The following is an 18,197-nucleotide window of genomic DNA, read 5'->3' on the forward strand; positions in this document are numbered from 1 at the left end:
CTGGTGCGCACGCAGATGCTCGACGCCGGATATCCGCTTTCCGCGGTAACTGAGGCGCTGTGCGCGCGCTGGAAGCCCGGTGTGCGGCTGCTGCCTGCCACGGATGATCGCGCCGAGACGCACGTGGTGCTGCGCGACGAGGAGGGCAAGCGGCGGGCCGTGCACTTCCAGGAGTACTGGGTGCGGATGCACGCTCCGGACGCCGAGTCGGTCGTCTTCGTGGGCGCGGAGAAGGCGCAGCCGGCGCCCGGAGTGCTGGAGGCGATCGTCCAGGCGGACGTGGTGGTGTTCCCGCCCTCGAACCCGGTGGTGTCGATCGGGGCGGTGCTCGCGGTGCCGGGCATCCGCGAGGCGCTGATCGCGGGTACCGCTCCGGTGGTGGGGCTTTCTCCGATCATCGGATCGGCCCCGGTGCGCGGGATGGCGGACAAGGTGCTCGCGGCGATGGGCGTCGAGGAGACGAGCGCGGCAGCGGTCGCCGAGTACTACGGCGCGGAGCTGCTGGACGGCTGGCTGATCGACGAGAGCGACGCGAAGCAGGCGGAGCGGGTCGAGGCGGCCGGAGTTCGCTGTCGGGCGGTGCCGCTGTTGATGCGGGACGTCGACGCGACGGCGGCCATGGCGCGGGCCGCGCTCGACCTGGCGGCGGAGCTGCGGTCATGACGGAACGTCAGACGCCGAGCAGCTACTCGGTTTTCGGGCTCGCCGGGCTGCCGGAGATCGAGCCCGGCGCGGACCTGGCCGGCTTGATCGCGGCCGCGGCGAACGAAGGTGCCGCGCTCGCGGACGGCGACATTCTCATCGTCACCTCGAAGATCGTCTCGAAGGCGGAGGGGCGCGTCGTCGCGGCGGCCGATCGCGAGGCCGCGATCGACGCGGAGACTGTGCGCGTCGTCGCCCGGCGCGGGCCGCTGCGGATTGTCGAGAACCGGCAAGGTCTGGTGATGGCCGCCGCGGGCGTCGATGCGTCGAACACGGCCAAGGGCACGGTGCTGCTCCTACCGGAGGATCCAGACCGTTCGGCGCGTGAGATCGCCGACGGCGTGCGTACGCGGCTCGGCGTGTCCGTGGGCGTCATCGTCTCGGACACCTTCGGGCGGGTGTGGCGCAACGGGCTCGTGGATCAGGCGATCGGAGCGGCCTACATCTCGCCGGTCGAAGACCTGAGAGGTCGTCAGGACAGCCACGGCAATCCGCTGGCGGTAACGGTTACCGCGCTCGCCGATGAGTTGGCGTCGGCCGGTGAGCTGGTGAAGGGCAAGCTCGGCGGGGTACCGGTCGCGGTGGTGCGCGGCTTCGGGCATCTGGTCGGCGAGGATCCCGGCCCCGGCGCGCGGGTGTTGTTGCGTCCGGCGGAGGAGGACTTGTTCTCGCTCGGCACGGCGGAGGCGCGAGCGTCCGCGGTAGCGAATCGCCGCACGATCCGGGGGTTCACCGACGCCGACGTGTCACCGGGAGCGATCCGGCGTGCGGTCGCCGCTGCGATTACCGCGCCGGCGCCGCATCACACGACGCCGTGGCGTTTCGTCGAGGTGCGTTCTGAGGGGGCGCGCAAGGCGCTGCTCGACGCGATGCTCGCGGCCTGGGTGCAGGACTTGCGCGGCGACGGCTTCAGCGAGCAGTCGATCGCGCGGCGGGTGCGGCGCGGCGATGTGCTGCGTGGCGCGCCTGTGCTGGTGGTCCCCTGCCTGGAGATGGCGGGTTCGCACACGTATCCGGACGCGCGGCGCAATGCGGCCGAGCGGGAGATGTTCTTGGTCGCCACCGGGGCTGGTGTGGAGAATCTGCTGATCGCACTGGCGGCGGAGGGGCTGGGCTCGGCCTGGGTGTCCTCGACGATGTTCTGCCGCGAGGTCGTGCGCTCGGTGCTGGACCTGCCGGAGAGCTGGGATCCGATGGGGGCGGTCGCGGTCGGGCACCCGGCGCAGCCGCCGCGCGACCGGCCGCCGCGCTCCCCGGATGACTTCCTGGTTGTCAGATAACGTCGCCCGATCCGCGGACGAGATAGGCGCGCCGCGCTCAGTGCCAGCGATGGTCCTGGATGCGGGCACGCGGAGTGTGGCGCGGCTGGCCCGGCCCGGTGAGCAGGATCAGTCGCGCCGCCCGATAGCGATGCGGGCGGAAGGGCTCAAGCAGTTCGATCATGCGCGCGTCGTCGGCGTCGCGTTCGCCGGTCAGCGCGTATCCGATGTGCTTTGAGAGGTGCAGGTCACCGACTGACAGCGCGTCAGCGTGCCCGTGCGAGCGTTGTGTTGTCTCGGCAGCGGTCCAGATGCCGATGCCGGGAATCGTGCACAGGCGTCGTACCGCTTCCTCGCCGCTCATCGTCCCGGTGCGTTCCAGCCCGTTCGCGACGCGTACTGCACGCATGATCGTCGACGATCGGTGGACGTCGACACCGTGCCTGTGCCACTCCCATGAGGGGATACGTGCCCACGCCTCCGGGGGCGGCGGGACGCGGAGTTCCTGCGGTGCCGGGCCGGGAGCCGGTGAACCGTGCCGCTCGACGATGCGACGCCAGGCACGGAAAGCCTCCTTGGTCGTCACCCGCTGCTCCAGGATCGCCGGAATCAGCGACTGCACGACCAGGCCGGTGCGGACTAGGCGCAGCCGCCGCAGCCGACGGTGAGCCTCCGCGAGCAGCGGATGCCCGGCGACCAGGTTCGCAAACTCGCCGAGGTGGTCGTCCGCGCCGATCATCGCGGGGCCCCGATCCACGAGCCAGTGCGCCCCCTCGCCCCAGGCCGCGATCTCCACGTGCTCGCCGTTGCGGCGGAGACGGATGGAACCGGGGCCGTGCGGCGTCAGGCAGGCGCGCCAGATGGCTCCATCAGGTGCCATGCGGTACGTCGGATCCCCCGGTCCCCGGCGCAGCACACCGAGGGAGAGGGGGAGGTCGACGTCGCAGTGCACTGTGGCGACGGCGTCCGGCAGCGCTCGCGGATCCGGCGGCTCCTGCCGTGGCTGCGGGACCGCGAGCGACTGCCTGTGTTCCTCGTCAGTCTCAGGACTCATCGGCGGAGAAGCGTACTGCTCCGTCGCCGAGGACCACATCGCACCAGACTCGGGCACCGCCGCGCAGCTCGTTGCGAGCGCCGACCCGCGCGCCGTCGCCGATGACGACCCCGTCGAGCACCGTGCCCGCGCCGACCCGCGCGCCGCGCCCGACGATCGAGTCGCGCACCACGGCCCCGGCCTCGATGTGCGCGCCCTCGCTGATGACCGAGCCGGTAACCTCCGCGCCGGAGGCGATGCGGGCCCGCGCTCCGACGGTGCTGCCGCCGCCGACCTTCACGTCGACGTCGAGGTCCGCCCCCGGCAGCACCAAGGCGTCGGCCAGGTCGGCGCGCGTGGTGGCCGGGATCGCCGCGGACTCGATCGCCCCGAGCACGAGGTCGGCCGAGCCGTGCACGAACGCCTCGGGCGTGCCCAGGTCCCGCCAGTAGGACTGCTCGACCACGCCGAGCAGGTTCGCGCCCGCCTCCAGCAGGCCGGGGAAGGTCTCGCGTTCCACCGACACCGGGCGGTCGGCCGGGATGCCGTCGATGATCGAGCGGCGGAAGACGTAGCAGCCGGCGTTGATCTGGTCGGTGACGATGTCCTCGGCGCGCTGCGGCTTCTCCCGGAACGCGGTCACCCAGCCGTCGGCGTCGGTCGGCACCAGGCCGAAGGCGCTCAGCTTCTCCCGGGCGACGCAGGTCAGGTGCAGCGTCACGTCGGCCTGCCGGGCGCGGTGCGCCTCGACGAGCGCGACCAGGTCGACCCCGGAGAGGATGTCGCCGTTGAAGATCAGCACCGGCTCGTCCGGCCCGCTGCGCAGCCGGTCGGCCACGTTGCGGATCGCGCCGCCGGTGCCCATCGGCTCGGTCTCGGTGACGTAGTCGAGTTCGAGACCGAAGGCGGAGCCGTCGCCGAAGTAGGCCTCGAAGACCTCAGGCCGGTACGCGGTGGCGAACACGATCCGGTCGATGCCGGCGGCCTTGGCCCGGACCAGCTGGTGGCTGAGGAAGGGCACCCCGGCGACCTCGAGCATCGGCTTGGGTGTGTGGACGGTCAGCGGCCGCAGCCGGGTCCCCTTGCCCCCCACGAGAAGGATCGCTTCAGCCACTGTTCCTGTTCTCCTGACCGGCTCTGGTGAGAGGCGCTGCCGCGCCGTGACTGTCGGTGATAGACGCAGGTCCTTGGTGATACACATAGACCTTCGCCTGGTTGAAGACAAGCTGGTAGCCGTTCTCGCGCAGCCAATCGCCACGCCTGACCGCCGAAAGGATGTCATTGAGCGGGTACGACGGCTGCGCTGTCTGCAGCACCACCCACGGACAGCCTCGCGGCACCTGATCGAGCAGGATCACCTGATCCCGGCTGCTCAGATGGGTCGCGATGTCGTCGTCCGCCTCCACGCAGACGCCGCTGGGGATCACCGCGGTTGCCGCGGCCTCGGCCGTGGTGAGGCTGTCGGAGGCCCACTGATCGGCGTTGAACACGCTGCGGATCGGGAACGTGTGCGTGATCACCACCGCGAACAGCAGGATGAGCGCGGGCCACGCGACCGCGACCCACGGGCGCGCGCCGGGGAGGCGCCGGAAGCGGTGCATACGGCCGAGACGGCGCAGCGGCTCGAACCGGGAGAGGCCGCGCACCACCCGGATCAGGCCGTCGACCGCCGCCATGAGCAGGATCGCGGCGAGGAACGCGTTGTAGTGCTGATCGAGGGTCCAGTGCTCGGGTTTGTCGGAGAACAGCCGCTCGGCGAGCAGCGGCACCGCGAGCAGGCAGACCGGCGAGGCCAGGCTGAGGTAGAGGTAGGGCCAGAACAGGAAGTACAGCGTGTTGATCTTCACCTCGGGCTGGGTCGCCACCTGGTAGGCCGTCCCGGGGGCGGTGACCAGGGTTTTGAGCGCGCCAAGCATGTCCGGGCCGAGCTGACCGTAGTACCAGTAGAAGCCGACTCGGCCGCCGAAGGCCGGAATCCACAGGTGCAGCACGGCCATCGCGAAGGCGACGCCGCCAACACCGAGGCAGGCTCCGGTGATGCGGTAGCGGCGGCGTTCGGCGCGGTCCAGCGGTTCGCCGTTGACGTGTCGGGTGACGATCAGCAGCAGCCCGAAGGCGGCCACCACGTACCCCATGTCCTCCTTGACGAACAGCAGCGCCAGCGCGCACGCGACCGCGTGGCCGAGCCGCCTGGCCTGGTACCGCTCGATCATCAGCGCACTGAGCGGTACGAAGAACGCGACCTCGTGGAAGCCGGCCTGGGTCGCCTCCTGCAGCGGCCAGCAGAGCGCGAAGGCGGCGGAGGCGAGGTAGGCGCCGAGGGCGGCCGCACGCGGCGGGGCGATGCGCAGCAGGGCGCGGCGGCTGAAGGCCCACACGCTCGGCACCGCGAGCGCGAACAGCACGGCCTGGGCCAGCAGCAGCACCTGCGGGTTGTTCCAGATCCAGTAGAGCGGGGCGAGCAGCGCCAGGATCGGCGAGAAGTGGTCGCCGAGGATGGAGAACGGCTGGGTGTAGTCGGGGGCGGCCTGCGCGGCGTCGTGCACGTTCTTGAACATGGAGACCGGCGGGTGGCCGTGCGCGTAGTTGCGGATCGCCTGGTCGAAGATCACCAGGTCGTAGGCGCCGACCCGGAACCGGTGGTACTGCTGCACCTCGAAGGCGCCCTGCAGCAGCGCGGCGGCCGCGGTCAGCGCGGCCACGCCCCAGAAGTGCGCCCTGGTCACGAGCGCGTGCAGCGCGGTGCGCGCCCGGGCGAGCCGCGGTATCGGCCGGCGGATCGCAGCGGGCAGTGCGGAGGCGCGCGCTGCTGACTGGGTCACGGGCTTACAGCCTAGAGGGAGGGGCGGGGGTCCTTCGGCGTGCGGGCCCGGTGACACGGCGCCGGGCGGCTGGGCGCGCGCCCGGATGCGTAGGCTCGCTCCCGTGACTATTCCCTCTTCCGGTGGCGACCAGCGCGGACTCGCGGGTGCTCGTGACATTGCGTCGGCGTGGCAGCGCCTTATCGCGACCAAGGCGGCGCAGCCCTTCCTGACTTATCACGACGACACGACCGGTGAGCGGGTCGAGCTGTCATACGCGACCTTCGGCAACTGGTTGGCCAAGACCGCGAACCTGGTGCAGGACGATCTGCTGGCCGGGCCCGGCGACCGGATCGTGGTCAGCGCTCGGCCGCATTGGCTGACCGCGGTCTGGCTGGTGGCCCCGCTGCTGGCGGGGGCGGTGGTCGATCCGTGGGGCGAGGCGAAGTCGGCGCACACGGTGGTCGCCGGACCGGACGAGCAGGCGTTGGCGGCGGCGCGGGAGTGCCCCGGTGAGCGGCTGGCCCTCTCCCTGTTGCCGCTCGGGCGGCCGTTCGACGTCGTCCCGGACGGCTTCCGCGACTATTCGGCCGAGGTGCGCGCGTTCGGAGACCGGTTCGCCTCCTTCAATCCGCCGCGCCCGGACATGGACGCCTTGGTGCTCGACGGCGAGACGGTCACGCACGGCGAGCTGATCGAGCGCGCCGCCGGCTGGGAGGGGACGGGCCGGCTGCTCGTGGACGTGCGGCAGGATCGGTTCACCGGAGACGCCCTGCTGAGCTGGCTGTTCGGGCCGCTGCTGACTGGCACGGCGATCGTGTTGGTGCGCGGAGCCGGGCCGGAACGGCTGGACCGGATCGCCGAGATGGAGCGGACTACGGGCAGGTTCACGCTGGGCTGAGCGGCACTCACCGGTTAACACTTCGGTATCCGCAAGGGCCGAAAGGTAGCAGCCTTCGAAAGTCACAGCGAAAATTCATGCGAGGCGCGCAACCAGGCGGTGGGCCGGATGGTCTCTCATTGCGCACCGGCTGGTCTAGAGGGGTGGGGCAATGGCAGCGCTGGGACGACGGCGGTTGCGCGAGTTGCGGGTGGCGGTCGTGGTGGCGTCAGCGCTCGCGATCGCCATCAGTGGCGCGCTCGGCTACATCTATCTGCACTTGAACGGCAATATCAAGACGTTCAGTGACGTCGGCGTCTCCAAGAGCAGGCCGCCTGCGGCGACCCCGGCCACCACCGCGCCCGGCGAGCCGGCCGCGCAGGCCCCGATCAACCTGCTGCTCATCGGCTCGGACACGCGGGCCGGCGGCAACGAGTCGCTCGGCGGCGGCGTCGCGGTGCAGGGCGCGCGCTCCGATACGACGATCCTGCTGCACGTCTCCGGCGACCGTAAGCACGCGATCGGCGTCTCCATACCGCGCGACGCGCTGGTGAACATCCCGGCCTGTTACGCCAACGGCAGCTGGCTGCCGGCGCAGACCGGCGTGATGTTCAACTCCGCGTTCTCCGAGGGCGACCTGGCCGCGGGCAACCCGATCTGCACGCAGAACACGGTCGAGGCGATGACCGGCGTCCGGGTCGACCACACCGTCGTGATCGACTTCTCCGGCTTCGCCGCGATGAGCAGCGCGGTCGGCGGGGTGCCGGTGTGTGTGCCGACGGTGGACAGCCCCTATCTGGAGCACGAGTACGGTGTCACGCTGAACCCCGGGATGCAGACTCTCTCCGGCCAGGCGGCGGTGGAGTACGTGCGCGCCCGGGAGGGCTTCGGTGACAACAGCGACATCGGCCGGATGAAGCGCCAGCAGGCGTTCCTGTCCGCGCTGATGAAGAAGATGCTGAGCAGCGGCACGCTGGAGAACCCGGTCAGGCTGTATCAGCTCGCGGACTCCGCGACGAAATCGCTGACCGTGGACAGTTCGCTGGACTCGGTCAGTGCCCTGGTGTCGCTGGGGGCGGAGCTCAAGGCGGTGCCGTTGTACAACTTGGAGTTCGTTACGACGCCATGGCAGTACGACGGGGCGCGCGTTGACCTGATCCAGCCGGACACCGACGTGCTGTGGTCGCTGCTGCGCGCGGATCGGACGCTGGAGGGGCAGGACGCCTCCGGCGCGACCCCGGCGACCGGCACGAACGGCAGCGGAGCCACGCCGGGGGCCACGCCATCGCTGTCTGCGACCCCCGGGCCGAGCGCGGCGAGCGAGCGGATGCAACTGCAGTCGCTGAGCGGCACCGCGGCCAATTCCACCGCGCCGGCCACCGCTTCGGCTTCCGGCGCGAGCACGCCGAGCGCGATTCCCAGCGGCATCACCCAGAACATCCGCCGCGCGGACTCCGACCCGTGCTCGGATCTGTCCTACGGCAACTGAGGGCGGCGTCCGGGGCCTCCCGCCCCGGACGCCCAACGCCTGACCGGCTAACGCCTAGCGCCTAACGCCGCGTCGACTCGTACAGCGAGCGCGGTGAGGTGAGGAAGCCCCAGCCCCAGGTGAGGTGCATCGTCGCGAGGACCAGCGGGAGCCGCGTACGCACCGCGCCGTCCTGGCCGCGCGACTCCAGCAGCGCGCCGAGCGTGATCAGCAGCGCGTAGCCGACGGGTGCGACGAACCCGATCGCCAGGAGGGGCAGGCCCGCGGCGAGGCCGGCGATGCCGAGCAGCGTGCCCAACGTGACGGCGATAAGCACGATCGGCGGGGCGAGGTACCGCATACTCGCGGTGCCCTCATGCGTGCGCATGACGACGCGGCGCCAGCGGCCGTACTGCCGGTACTGGTTCGCCAGCGCTTTGAGGTTCGGCCGGGGACGATAGGTGACGCGCAGCTCGGGCGAGAAGTAGACCAGTCCCCCGCCCTGCCTCAGCCGGTGGTTCAGCTCCCAGTCCTGCGCGCGGATGAACGCCTCGTGGTAGCCGCCGAGCTTGTCGAGGACCGCGCGGCGGAACACCCCGAGGTACACCGTGTCGGCGGGCCCGGCCTCGCCGCCGGTGTGGAATTTCGCGTTGCCCACGCCCAGCTTCGAGGTCATCGCCACCGCGACGGCGCGTTCGAACGGAGTCTCCCCCTCGGCGTGCATGACGCCGCCGACGTTCTGCGCGCCGGTCTCCTCCAGCAGCCGGACCGCGGTCGCGATGTAGCCGGGCGTCAGCAGGCCGTGCCCGTCCACGCGCACGACGATCTCGTTGCGCGAGGCGGCGATCGCGGCATTGAGCGCACTCGGGGTGCGGCCGGACGGATTCGGCACGGTGCGCACGCGCGGATCGGCCGCGGACAGCTCGGCGGCGATCTGGTCGGTGCGGTCGCGGGAGGGACCGAGCGCGATGATGATCTCGAGCTCGCCGGAATAGTCCTGCCCGAGGATGTGCCGCACGGCCGAGGCGAGGTGCCGCTCCTCGTTGAGCACCGGCATGATCACCGAGACCGAGGGCCAGGAACGGCCCGGTGCGGCCGGGGCGGGGGCCTGGCGGGCAGGCTCCGGTTCTATCGTCGCATTGGCGTTCATTGGGCCTGCACTCTATCGAAGCCGGGGCCCGCGAAATCCGGTCCGGCGGCTTCGCGGCCGGGCGGTCGCGCCGACTCGCGGCGGCCCGGTCCGGCTCAGGGCGCCTCGCGGGAGGCGAGGATGGCGGCGCGCCGGGCGAGCCGGTGCGTGCGCCGGATGCCGGCCTCGTGGTTGCGCCGCTCGTCCTCGTGCGTCTCCATCAGCAGCGGAGCGGTCGGGCGCGGCTTGCCGTCGGCGTCGATCGCGACGAAGACCAGGTAGGCGCTGGCGACGTGCGCGGGTTCGGCCCCGGCCTGGTCCCAGCGCTCCGCCTCCACGCGCACGCCGATCTCCATCGACGTGGTGCCCGTCCAGTTCACCTGCGCGTGCGTGTGCAGCAGGTCGCCGACGTGCACAGGGTTGAGGAAGGCCATCTCGTCGACGAACGCGGTGACCGCAGGGCCGCCGGAGTGCCGGGTCGCGACCAGCCCGGCGACGTCGTCGACGAGTTTCATCATCACCCCGCCGTGCACGTTGCCCAGCAGGTTGACGTCGAGCTGGGTCATCACGCGGGCGAGCGAGACCCGCGTCTCGGAGACCGGTTTCCCGGGTAGCTGGTCTGGCGTCTGAGGCATGATCACACGATAGGCCGCCACACGAGGGAACAACCACCGGGTAGGGTGCGACGCGACGGCGGGCATCCGAGCCGCAGAGACTCGGAGTCAGTCCGAGCCAGTCAGTCAGAGACAGTTCAGAGTCAGTCAGCGCCGAACCGAGCCGAACGCCACAGAGGTCCGCATGAAGATCACGCCGCTGTCCGTCCCCGGAGCGTGGGAGATCCTGCCGCAGCAGCACGGCGACCCGCGCGGCCTGTTCATGGAGTGGTACCGCTCCGACAAGCTCGCCGAGGCGGTCGGCCATCCGCTGGACCTGGCCCAGGCCAACCTGTCGATCTCCGCGAAGGACGTGGTGCGCGGCGTCCACTTCGCGCAGGTGCCGCCGAGCCAGGCCAAGTACGTCACCTGCGTGCGCGGCGCGGTCCTCGACCTGATCGTGGACATCCGGCTCGGCTCGCCGACCTTCGGCCGCTGGGAGTTCGTCCGCCTCGACGACGAGGAGCGGCGCGCCGTATACATCGCCGAGGGCCTTGGGCACGGCTTCTGCGCGTTGTCCGATGACGCGACGCTGGTCTACGGCTGCTCGGCGACCTTCAACCCCGAGCGGGAGTTCTCGATCAACCCGCTCGACCCGGAGCTCGGGATCGAATGGCCTACCGAGACCCCGCAACTGTCCGCCCGTGACGCAGCGGCCCCCTCGCTCGCCGACATGCGCGCGGCCGGCACGCTGCCCGAGTACGAGGCCTGCCTGGAGTTCTACGCGGCCAAGTCGGCGCAGTTCTCCGGCTGACGCGCCGCACCTGGAGCGCTGTGGCCCGCACCCTGGACGGATGCGGGGCCACAGCGTTCTGCTATGCGGGGCCGATCAGCTGAAGTAGCCGAACATGTCGGCGATCAGGTCGGTCGTCCCCGCGCTCGCGTTGAACAGGTTCACCGTTCCGCTGCCCGCGCTGACCATGACCATGTTCGGCACGGTCTGCCCGGCCGAGAAGTCCAGGTTCGACGCGGTCGGCCGGGGCGCCGTGGACGGATAGGCCGTGATGTAGCCCCCTGACTTCGGGTTGGTGACCGTCACGTTGAGCACCAGCGCGCTCTCGTCATGGACCTCGTCGCCGACAAACCACACCGCGTTGCTTTCCGACGCCACCGGAAGCGGGTTGGCCGACTCCTGCCCGGTCCCGATGCGGGTGTCCAGCAGGCGCCGCGGATCGGTCGGCACCAGCGCGTGGCCGCCGGTCGTCGAGTAGTAGCCGGCGACGTCCGCGATGAGCTGGACGGTGCCCGACGAGGTATTGCGCAGGTCGATCTCGCCGTCGCTGCCAACCTTGACCACGACCATGTTGGGCACGGTCTGCCCGGCCGAGAAGTCCAGGTTCGACGCCTTGGGCATCGTGGTCCCGTCCGGGTACACGGTGATGTATCCACCACCGGCCGGGGCCGTGACGGTCACGTTGACCGCGACGGCCGATACGCCGGACGCCGGGATGCCGCTCACGCCCTCGACCTTCAGGACCACCGTGCCGCCCGGGGCCACCGCCTTCGCCGGAGCACCGATGCCCTTGCGCGTGTCGAGCAACCGGGTCGGCGCCATCGGCACATAACCACTCCCGGCCGCGTCGACGTAGTAGCCCTGGACGTCGGCGACCAGATCCGTCGTGCCCCCGGAGCCGTTGTAGAGGTCGATCTTGCCGTTGCGTACCTTCACCGTGACCAAGTTCGGCACGGTTTGGCCGGCGGCGAAGTCGAGGTTGCTCGCCTTCGGCCGGGCCGTGCCGTCCGGATAGGCGGTGATGTAGCCGCCGCCCGCCGGGTTGACCACCAACGCGTTGAGTACCACAGCGGTGATGGTGTCCGCCGCAGGTGCGCCCACGACGCTGTTGGTCACGTCGACGGCCAGGATGCCACCGGCGGCGACCCTGGCCTGCGGGGCGCCGGTGCCGTTGCGCGTGTCGAGCACGCGGGTCGGGGCCACCGGGACATAGTCGCTGCCGTGAGTCGTCACGGTCAGCGTCTTGGTGACCGTCTGCGCGTCGTCGGTGACCGTCTCAGTGATCGTGTGCGGTCCCCTGGACGCGTACATGTGGTTGTATTCGAAGGTGCTCGAGCCGGTCGCACTCTGGGTGGAAGCGGCGCTGCCGTCACCCCAAGCCACGGTGTACATAGCCGACTGGCCCCAGGCGAAGCCGTGCAGATCGAGTCCGACGGTCACCCGCTGCGGCTCGTCGAGATAGGCGAAGCTCGTAACGCCCGCAGCCGAGAACTCCTGGTACTCCACGGCGCCGCGGTCGTAGTACGAGTACGTGCCCGAGCCGGTGTTGGGAACGGACGAGTCGTCGGTGCGGGAAGCGCCGCTGATGTCTGTCGCCGGCTCTCCCGGAGCGTCCGAATTCGCCGAGTCGATCGCCGGGTTGTCGCTCGAAATGACGCTGGGGTTCAGATCGAAGGTCGGCGGGTCGATGTCGGCCGTCCCCTGGCCGGTCGCCGTCTGGAACGCGGCCTGGCTCGGGTACTCGGTGCCGCCCCAGGAGTACGGGGCGGCATTGCTGTTAGCGGTCGTGAAGATGTTGTAGCCGACAGTGGTAGATGCTGTGGAAGCCGCGTCCACCACCAGGTCGGCCGGGTAGCTGGAGCAGAACGCGGACTGCACGGCGACGTTGTTCTCAACGCTCGCCTGCGTGACTGCGGACAGCGTGATGGCCGGGTCGCAGTTGGGCGAGAGTGTGTTTCCGGTGACGTTCAGACCGGTGGTCCCGGTTGCGGCGACGAGCGCCGAGCCCGGCATGAACGCGGTGAGCCGGTTGGTCGAGACCGTGATGTTCCGGGCCTGGCTGTCGATCTGGATCGCGTGGCCTGGGTTCCAGCTGGAGAAAGCCGAGCGCTCAACAGTGTCGTTCGTCGCGGTGCCGGTGAACTGCACGACGGTGGGACCACCGCCTCCGGCGGATGATTCGTCGATGACGTCGTTCGCTCCGGAGACGACGATCGGCGGGTTTGAGCCCACCGAGCTCACCGATGCACCCTCGACTTGGATGTAAGAGCCGTTGAGTTGGAGCGACGTATTGTTTCCGTAAATGCGGAACGTCTCCTGCGCGGCCTTGATGATGATGGGCGCCGACGCGGTTCCCGAATTACTGACGACGACGTTCTCGCCATAGGTGGCGTAGCCCCAGTCATCGCCGCTGATGAGCACGGTGTCTCCGGCTACCGCGGCGTTGGCTGCGGCCTGGATGGTGCAGTAGGGCGCCGCCTGGGTGCCCGTGCCGGAGTCGGTGCACGTGGCCGCGCCGCGGTCGACGTAGAGCGTTGTGGCACCGGCAGCTAGCGCCGGTTGTTGAAATGCCGTGAAACCCGCCGCCACGATGGCGAGCGCGGCTGTCGACGCCAGTGAGCGAATGCGCACCGGATCCCCCTCGTTCGTGTTTATCGTCCCGAACCCCGCCCCGGCCCGTTTGTGACCGCGGCCCTACCGAACAGGTCGGCGGTTGATACTCCCACGGGTGACAGGCCGAGGCTGATACCGCAGGGATATCGCCCTTGTCACAGCCCCGTGACCGGTCAGGACGCGCTGTGGCCCCGCACCGCTCGCCGGATCGAGCGGCGCGGGGCCACAGCTTTTCAGCGGCGCGAGGCCGTCAGCCGTCCGCGTCAGTCGGCGATGGCGCAGCCGCTGTCTTGGTTGGACCAGACAGAGGTGACGGGGAAGGAGCCGGTGGTCAGGGTCAGGTTTCCGTCGGGGCCGCACAGGTCGGCGACCTCGTTGGTCTTGTCCGCGGTGGTCCAGCCGGCGTTCACGTCGGTCATGGTCTCGGCGTATTCGTGGGAGGTGACGATGGTGTTCTGTTCGCCGTAGGCGGCGTTGATCACGTTGTAGCCGTCGGAGGTGGTGGTGTGCCAGGAGTAGCCGCCGCCGGCGGAGGTGCCGGCCGGGGAGAAGATGATGAAGATGGAGCGGGCCAGCTGGCCGGTGGCGCCGAAGTGGGCGGCGGCGCTGCGCGCTTCGGTGATCAGGTCGTCGCCGGGTTGCGCGGGGGCGGGCTTGGAGGAGTCGAACCAGGTGCCGCCGTACACGGTGCTGGTGGGATACGGGATGTGCACGGCACCGGCGGGGCAGGTCTGGGTGCCGGCGGGTACGGCATTGCAGTACTGGGTCAGCACGTTGGACCAGCGTTCCCCGCCGGTGCCCAGACCTTTGAAGAAGCCTTCGTTCTGGGTCTGGGTGGAGCCGCCGGTGCCGCCCCATTGAGAGCCGTAGAAGACCAGGTAGACCTTCGGGCTCTGGGTGATCACGCCGTTGCTGCCGCCGTTGTACTGCACACACGTACTCGCGTGGCAGGCGGCGGGCGGCGGGGAACTGGGCGTCGGTGAGGCTGACGGCGAGGGCGAGGCGGAGTGCGTGGGCGTCGGGCTCGGTGAGCCGGGGGTGACGCTGCCGGTGCAGGTGACGCCGTTGAAGCTGATCGCGCTCGGGGCTGAATTCGTGCCCGAATACGAGCCGTTGAAGCCGAAGCTGACCGACCCGTTCGTGCCGACCGAGCCGTTGTAGGACGCGTTGGCGACGGTGACCGACTGCCCGGACTGGTTCGCGGTGCCGTTCCACAGCTGGGTGATCTGCTGGTTGCCCGGGAAGGTCCAGGCCGCCGTCCACGAGGTGACCGCGCTGCCGAGGTTGGTGATCGACACGTTGGCCGAGAACCCGGTGTTCCACTGGCTGGCGATCGAATATGTGGCCTGACATCCGGTCGCGGCGCTCGCGTTCGTGGTCGTGACGGCGACCAGGGCCGCGGCGATCGGCGCCAGCGGCGCGAGCAGCAGGGCCCGCTTGTGCCGGAGTAAGTGCTGATACATGACGGTCTTCCTTCGCTGGCGGCGCGCCTGAATCGCTGCTTCGGTGGGTGCTGCGCCAGGCGGCCTGGGGTCTACGGGCATGCGGTCAGGTCGCGCGGACGGGAATCACGCGCGCCCGCTGGTCGTCATGGGGTGCCCGCGCGCAGAACGGGAACTGCGCGCCCCTGCCATCAGCGTCCTGACCCGCGGACGCGGCCGCGGGTCGGTCGGGCTGGACAGTACGACGGCGGCTGCCGAGCGTCAAGGTGCGTCGAGGTCGGCGGCCCGATAGCGGCTCGGACTGCGGAAACTTGCATGTGGCGTTGACAGGTCGGCGCGGCGGCTCTACGGTTCCCGCGATATCCGGGCACCGATTCATCCCTTCATGGCAACAGGGAGCGGTAGCCCATGCGTGTCAGACCTCGTATCAAACCCCTCAGACACCGGCGGGTCGCGGCCGTAGCGGTCGCGGCGTTGTTCGCCGCCGGGCTGAGCGCGATCACCGGAGCGGCGCCGGCGGCGGCCTCCGTCGCCTTCACCTCGACCGCGGCGAATCAGGGCGGTGGCGGCTGCCTCGACGACCCGAACTCCTCCACGAGCACCGGCACCCAGCTGATCCAGTGGACCTGCAACGGCGGCACGAATCAGAACTGGACCTTCACGCCGGTCGCCGGCACCAGCGCCTCCTACACCGTCACCAACGGCGCCTCCAACCTGTGCATGGACGTCTCCGGACGCTCCACGGCCGACAACGCCCAAGTCATCCAGTGGACCTGCAACGGGCAGACCAACCAGCAGTTCACCCTGGTGCCCGCCTCCGGCAGCAACGTCTTCGAACTGCAGGCCGTGCACTCCGGTAAATGCGTCGTGCCCAGCGGCGACAGCACCGCCAGCAACACCGTGATCGTCCAACTGCCCTGCTCCACCGCCAACACCCGCACCTGGCAACTGCCGGCGTACAGCAGCGGCGGCACCGGCGGAAACACCGTCTCCGTCTCGAATCCGGGAACGCAGACCACGACTGTGGGCAGCTCGGTCTCGCTTCAGATCAGCGCCAGCGACTCGGCCTCGGGACAGACGCTGACCTACTCCGCCTCGGGCCTGCCCGCCGGACTCTCGATCAGCTCGTCCGGCCAGATCACCGGAACGCCGAGCACGGCCGGGACCTCCAGCGTCGTGGTCACCGCCAAGGACGGCACCGGGGCGTCCGGGACCGCGTCCTTCAGCTGGGTCATCACCGCCTCCGGCGGCCAGACCTACCTCGGCATACCAGCCGTTGCGCCCAACGCCTGCGGCAACTCCAGCCTGCCCAACGCCTACGGCACCAACTTCCCGACCCCGACCGACCCGTACGGTCAGGGCTTTTACAACGAGACCGCGCTCGGCTGGGACGGCAACTACTGGCCGGTGTTCGAATACCTGTCAGGGTCCTTCTTCGCGCGCGGCGTGCCAACCACCTACAACGCCAACGGCACCACGATCTGCGGCGCGATGTACTCATTCAGCATCTACAACCTGAACGGCAACCGGGCGGCGCAATCCGTGCAGTGGACTGAGGAATCCGGCTACCTGCCCGCGATGACCACCTCCTTCTCCTCCGGCAGCACCGCGGTCGCGATCAAGGAGTTCGAGGACAAGGTCACCATCGGCGGGCACCCGGTCGGCGTAATCTACGCGCGGGTCTCGGTCACCAACAACGGCGGTTCGGCGATCACCGCCGATCCGGGCGGCTCCGGACCGAACCTGGTCCGGCTGACCAGCACCTCGCTCAACACGGTGCAGCCGGGCGCCACCAACAACAACGACTACCTCGTCGCGGTGGACAACTTCGGCAGCGGGGCGGCCCTGCCGACCGGCTCGACGCTGTCCTCCAGCGCCCCCGGCTTTGACACCGCGGACAGCCAGATGGCCGCCTACTGGAACGGCCGCATCGGCGAGACCGCCTCGTTCTCGCTGCCGAACCTGAGCCTGCCCAACACCGGCAGCCTGGCGAACCCGGGCACCGCTCTGGTCAACGCGTACAAGGCCGGAACGGTCTACAGCCTGATGATGCAGGTCGGCGAGGCCCAGTTCTCCGCGGCGGACAACTACGCCTGGCTACTCAACCACGACGTGCCCGGCGAGCTGAACGCGCGCCTGGAGACCGGCGACTACCACGACGCGCAGAACCTGCTGCTCACCGCGCGCATCTCGCAGAACCCGAACTTCGACGAGCACGGCGCGAACTGGTACTACGACGGGGACTGGAAGACCCCGAGTTCGTGGGCTTACTACCTGGCCAAGACCAACGACACCGGGTTCGTGAGCCAGTACTTCCACGACGACGCGAGCGGCTCGAGCCAGTGGGGACCGAGTCTGTACACGATCATGCACTCGATCTACACCGGGCAGCTGGCCTCCGACGGAGTGCTGTCGACGAGCTTTGACAACGACTCCTCCGGCCGCTGGCTGTTCGACGACTACTCGGCGCTGCAAGGGCTGGCGGCGTACAAGTACATCGCCACCCGGATCGGCAACACCAGCGAGGCGCAGTGGGCTGATTCGGCGTACACCTCGCTGCTCAGCCATCTGAACACGGTGGTCGGCAACAACGAGTCGGCGCACGGCTTCAACTACCTGCCGTGCACGGTCGACCAGACCAACTCGGCCAACCGGTGCAACACCTACAACGACGCGAACTGGGCCTCGCCGGTCTGGGTCGGGCAAAATCAGTGGTCGACGATGCTGATGGGTGGCACGCTCAACGGCGTGGTCGGCGACCCGGCGCAGGCGGACAACATGTACGCCTGGGGCTTCGCGCGGCTCGCGTCCAACGGTCTGCCGTATCCGACCTTTGGCGCGTTCAACGGATATTCGACCGCTTACAACACCGCCTACGCGAACGACGGGCTGTACGGCACCAACTACCGCGACCTGCCGATCACCAGCTACGCCTGGCAGATCGCGACCACCACCGGCGGCCCCAACGCCTGGTGGGAGGCGAACGGCTCGGGACCGAGCTCGAGCAACCCGTGGATCGGCAACCATGCCGGCCCCGAGTTCGGCGCCTGCCCTTACGCCTGGCCGATCTCAGCCCAGCAGGAGGGTCTGCTGCAGTCCATCGTCGCCGAGGGGCTGACCGCGACCGGCAGCGGCCCATACACGTACACCCGTCCGCTCTACATCGGCCGTGGCGTTCCGAACACGTGGATCGCGGCCGGGCAGACGATCTCCGCGAGCAACCTGACTACGTCCTATGACATGAGCAGCGGCTCGCGCAGTACCTACGGCGTGTCGATCGCGGTCACCAAGCCGTCGACGCGCGTGGTGACCATCAACCTCTCCGGCAGCCTGCCGGGTGGCGCGGTGCTGATTCAGCTACCGATCTTCAACTCGGTCGGCGTGTCCTCAGTCGGCGGCGGAACCTACAACTCGAGCACGCACACGGTGACCGCGAATTCGGGAGCCACCCAGGTGGTGGTCACCCTGGCCAGCTGACGGATAT

13 protein-coding genes are annotated in these 18,197 nt (G+C 69.6%); 6 read left to right on the forward strand and 7 right to left on the reverse strand.

Going from position 1 to position 18,197, the window contains the following annotated elements:
* On the forward strand, positions 1-663 hold a 663-nt coding region (locus VFB40_RS07280), incomplete at its 5' end, for a 2-phospho-L-lactate transferase CofD family protein (protein WP_324848524.1).
* Entirely contained in the window at positions 660-1,982 is a 1,323-nt protein-coding gene (locus tag VFB40_RS07285) for a coenzyme F420-0:L-glutamate ligase (RefSeq protein ID WP_324848525.1), read from the forward strand. The genes VFB40_RS07280 and VFB40_RS07285, both read left to right, overlap by 4 nt.
* 37 nt (positions 1,983-2,019) lie before the next feature.
* On the opposite strand, the gene VFB40_RS07290 is transcribed toward VFB40_RS07285, so the two are convergent.
* From VFB40_RS07290 to VFB40_RS07300, 3 genes are read right to left on the reverse strand one after another with little or no spacing between them, the layout of a single operon-like run.
* Positions 2,020-3,015 carry a DNA-3-methyladenine glycosylase family protein gene (locus VFB40_RS07290; RefSeq protein WP_324848526.1) on the reverse strand — a complete coding sequence of 332 codons (996 nt, stop codon included), beginning with the start codon at positions 3,013-3,015 and terminating at the stop codon, positions 2,020-2,022.
* Positions 3,005-4,108 (reverse strand): mannose-1-phosphate guanylyltransferase, encoded by a 1,104-nt coding sequence (gene manB / locus VFB40_RS07295; protein ID WP_324848527.1) that lies wholly within the window; start codon positions 4,106-4,108, stop codon positions 3,005-3,007. Before manB ends, VFB40_RS07290 begins: the two co-directional genes overlap by 11 nt.
* Positions 4,101-5,816, reverse strand: coding sequence for a DUF2079 domain-containing protein (locus tag VFB40_RS07300; RefSeq protein ID WP_324848528.1), 1,716 nt, complete (start codon positions 5,814-5,816; stop codon positions 4,101-4,103). The genes manB and VFB40_RS07300 overlap by 8 nt, the downstream gene beginning before the upstream one ends.
* Before the next feature lie 103 nt (positions 5,817-5,919).
* Between VFB40_RS07300 and VFB40_RS07305 the strand changes: the two genes are divergently transcribed.
* The gene (locus tag VFB40_RS07305) at positions 5,920-6,696 is read left to right on the forward strand and encodes a TIGR03089 family protein (protein ID WP_324848529.1); all 777 of its coding nucleotides are present in this window, start codon (positions 5,920-5,922) and stop codon (positions 6,694-6,696) included.
* 151 nt (positions 6,697-6,847) lie between these two features.
* A complete protein-coding gene (locus VFB40_RS07310; protein ID WP_324848530.1) occupies positions 6,848-8,164 on the forward strand; it encodes an LCP family protein in 1,317 nt (438 codons plus the stop codon).
* 61 nt (positions 8,165-8,225) lie between these two features.
* Here the strand turns inward: VFB40_RS07310 and VFB40_RS07315 are convergent, their stop codons facing one another.
* Positions 8,226-9,293 carry a glycosyltransferase family 2 protein gene (locus VFB40_RS07315; protein ID WP_324848531.1) on the reverse strand — a complete coding sequence of 356 codons (1,068 nt, stop codon included), beginning with the start codon at positions 9,291-9,293 and terminating at the stop codon, positions 8,226-8,228.
* Positions 9,294-9,388: 95 nt separating this feature from the next.
* A complete protein-coding gene (locus tag VFB40_RS07320) occupies positions 9,389-9,907 on the reverse strand; it encodes an acyl-CoA thioesterase (protein ID WP_324848532.1) in 519 nt (172 codons plus the stop codon).
* Between the two features lie 163 nt (positions 9,908-10,070).
* Here VFB40_RS07320 and rfbC point away from each other — a divergent pair, with 163 nt between their 5' ends.
* The gene (gene rfbC / locus VFB40_RS07325) at positions 10,071-10,679 is read left to right on the forward strand and encodes a dTDP-4-dehydrorhamnose 3,5-epimerase (RefSeq protein WP_324848533.1); all 609 of its coding nucleotides are present in this window, start codon (positions 10,071-10,073) and stop codon (positions 10,677-10,679) included.
* A 75-nt stretch (positions 10,680-10,754) separates the two neighbouring features.
* On the opposite strand, the gene VFB40_RS07330 is transcribed toward rfbC, so the two are convergent.
* Together VFB40_RS07330 and VFB40_RS07335 are read right to left on the reverse strand one after the other, a co-directional pair.
* Positions 10,755-13,289 carry a hypothetical protein gene (locus VFB40_RS07330; protein WP_324848534.1) on the reverse strand — a complete coding sequence of 845 codons (2,535 nt, stop codon included), beginning with the start codon at positions 13,287-13,289 and terminating at the stop codon, positions 10,755-10,757.
* Between the two features lie 245 nt (positions 13,290-13,534).
* Complete coding sequence (locus tag VFB40_RS07335) at positions 13,535-14,734, reverse strand: cellulose-binding domain-containing protein (protein WP_324848535.1); 1,200 nt, start codon at positions 14,732-14,734, stop codon at positions 13,535-13,537.
* Positions 14,735-15,121: 387 nt separating this feature from the next.
* Here VFB40_RS07335 and VFB40_RS07340 point away from each other — a divergent pair, with 387 nt between their 5' ends.
* Complete coding sequence (locus VFB40_RS07340; RefSeq protein ID WP_324848536.1) at positions 15,122-18,190, forward strand: RICIN domain-containing protein; 3,069 nt, start codon at positions 15,122-15,124, stop codon at positions 18,188-18,190.
* Positions 18,191-18,197 lie beyond the last annotated feature (7 nt).

Source organism: Actinocrinis sp. (genome assembly GCF_035650855.1).
Taxonomy (GTDB): Bacteria; Actinomycetota; Actinomycetes; order Streptomycetales; family Catenulisporaceae; genus Actinocrinis.

Excerpts from the sequence above, each read along its gene's own strand:
- VFB40_RS07290 (WP_324848526.1), bottom strand. The coding sequence starts at position 3,015 with ATGAGTCCTGAGACTGACGAGGAACACAGGCAGTCGCTCGCGGTCCCG.
- VFB40_RS07315 (WP_324848531.1), bottom strand. The coding sequence starts at position 9,293 with ATGAACGCCAATGCGACGATAGAACCGGAGCCTGCCCGCCAGGCCCCC.
- VFB40_RS07335 (WP_324848535.1), bottom strand. The coding sequence starts at position 14,734 with ATGTATCAGCACTTACTCCGGCACAAGCGGGCCCTGCTGCTCGCGCCG.
- VFB40_RS07310 (WP_324848530.1), top strand. The coding sequence starts at position 6,848 with ATGGCAGCGCTGGGACGACGGCGGTTGCGCGAGTTGCGGGTGGCGGTC.
- rfbC (WP_324848533.1), top strand. The coding sequence starts at position 10,071 with ATGAAGATCACGCCGCTGTCCGTCCCCGGAGCGTGGGAGATCCTGCCG.
- VFB40_RS07340 (WP_324848536.1), top strand. The coding sequence starts at position 15,122 with ATGCGTGTCAGACCTCGTATCAAACCCCTCAGACACCGGCGGGTCGCG.
- VFB40_RS07285 (WP_324848525.1), top strand. The coding sequence starts at position 660 with ATGACGGAACGTCAGACGCCGAGCAGCTACTCGGTTTTCGGGCTCGCC.
- VFB40_RS07320 (WP_324848532.1), bottom strand. The coding sequence starts at position 9,907 with ATGCCTCAGACGCCAGACCAGCTACCCGGGAAACCGGTCTCCGAGACG.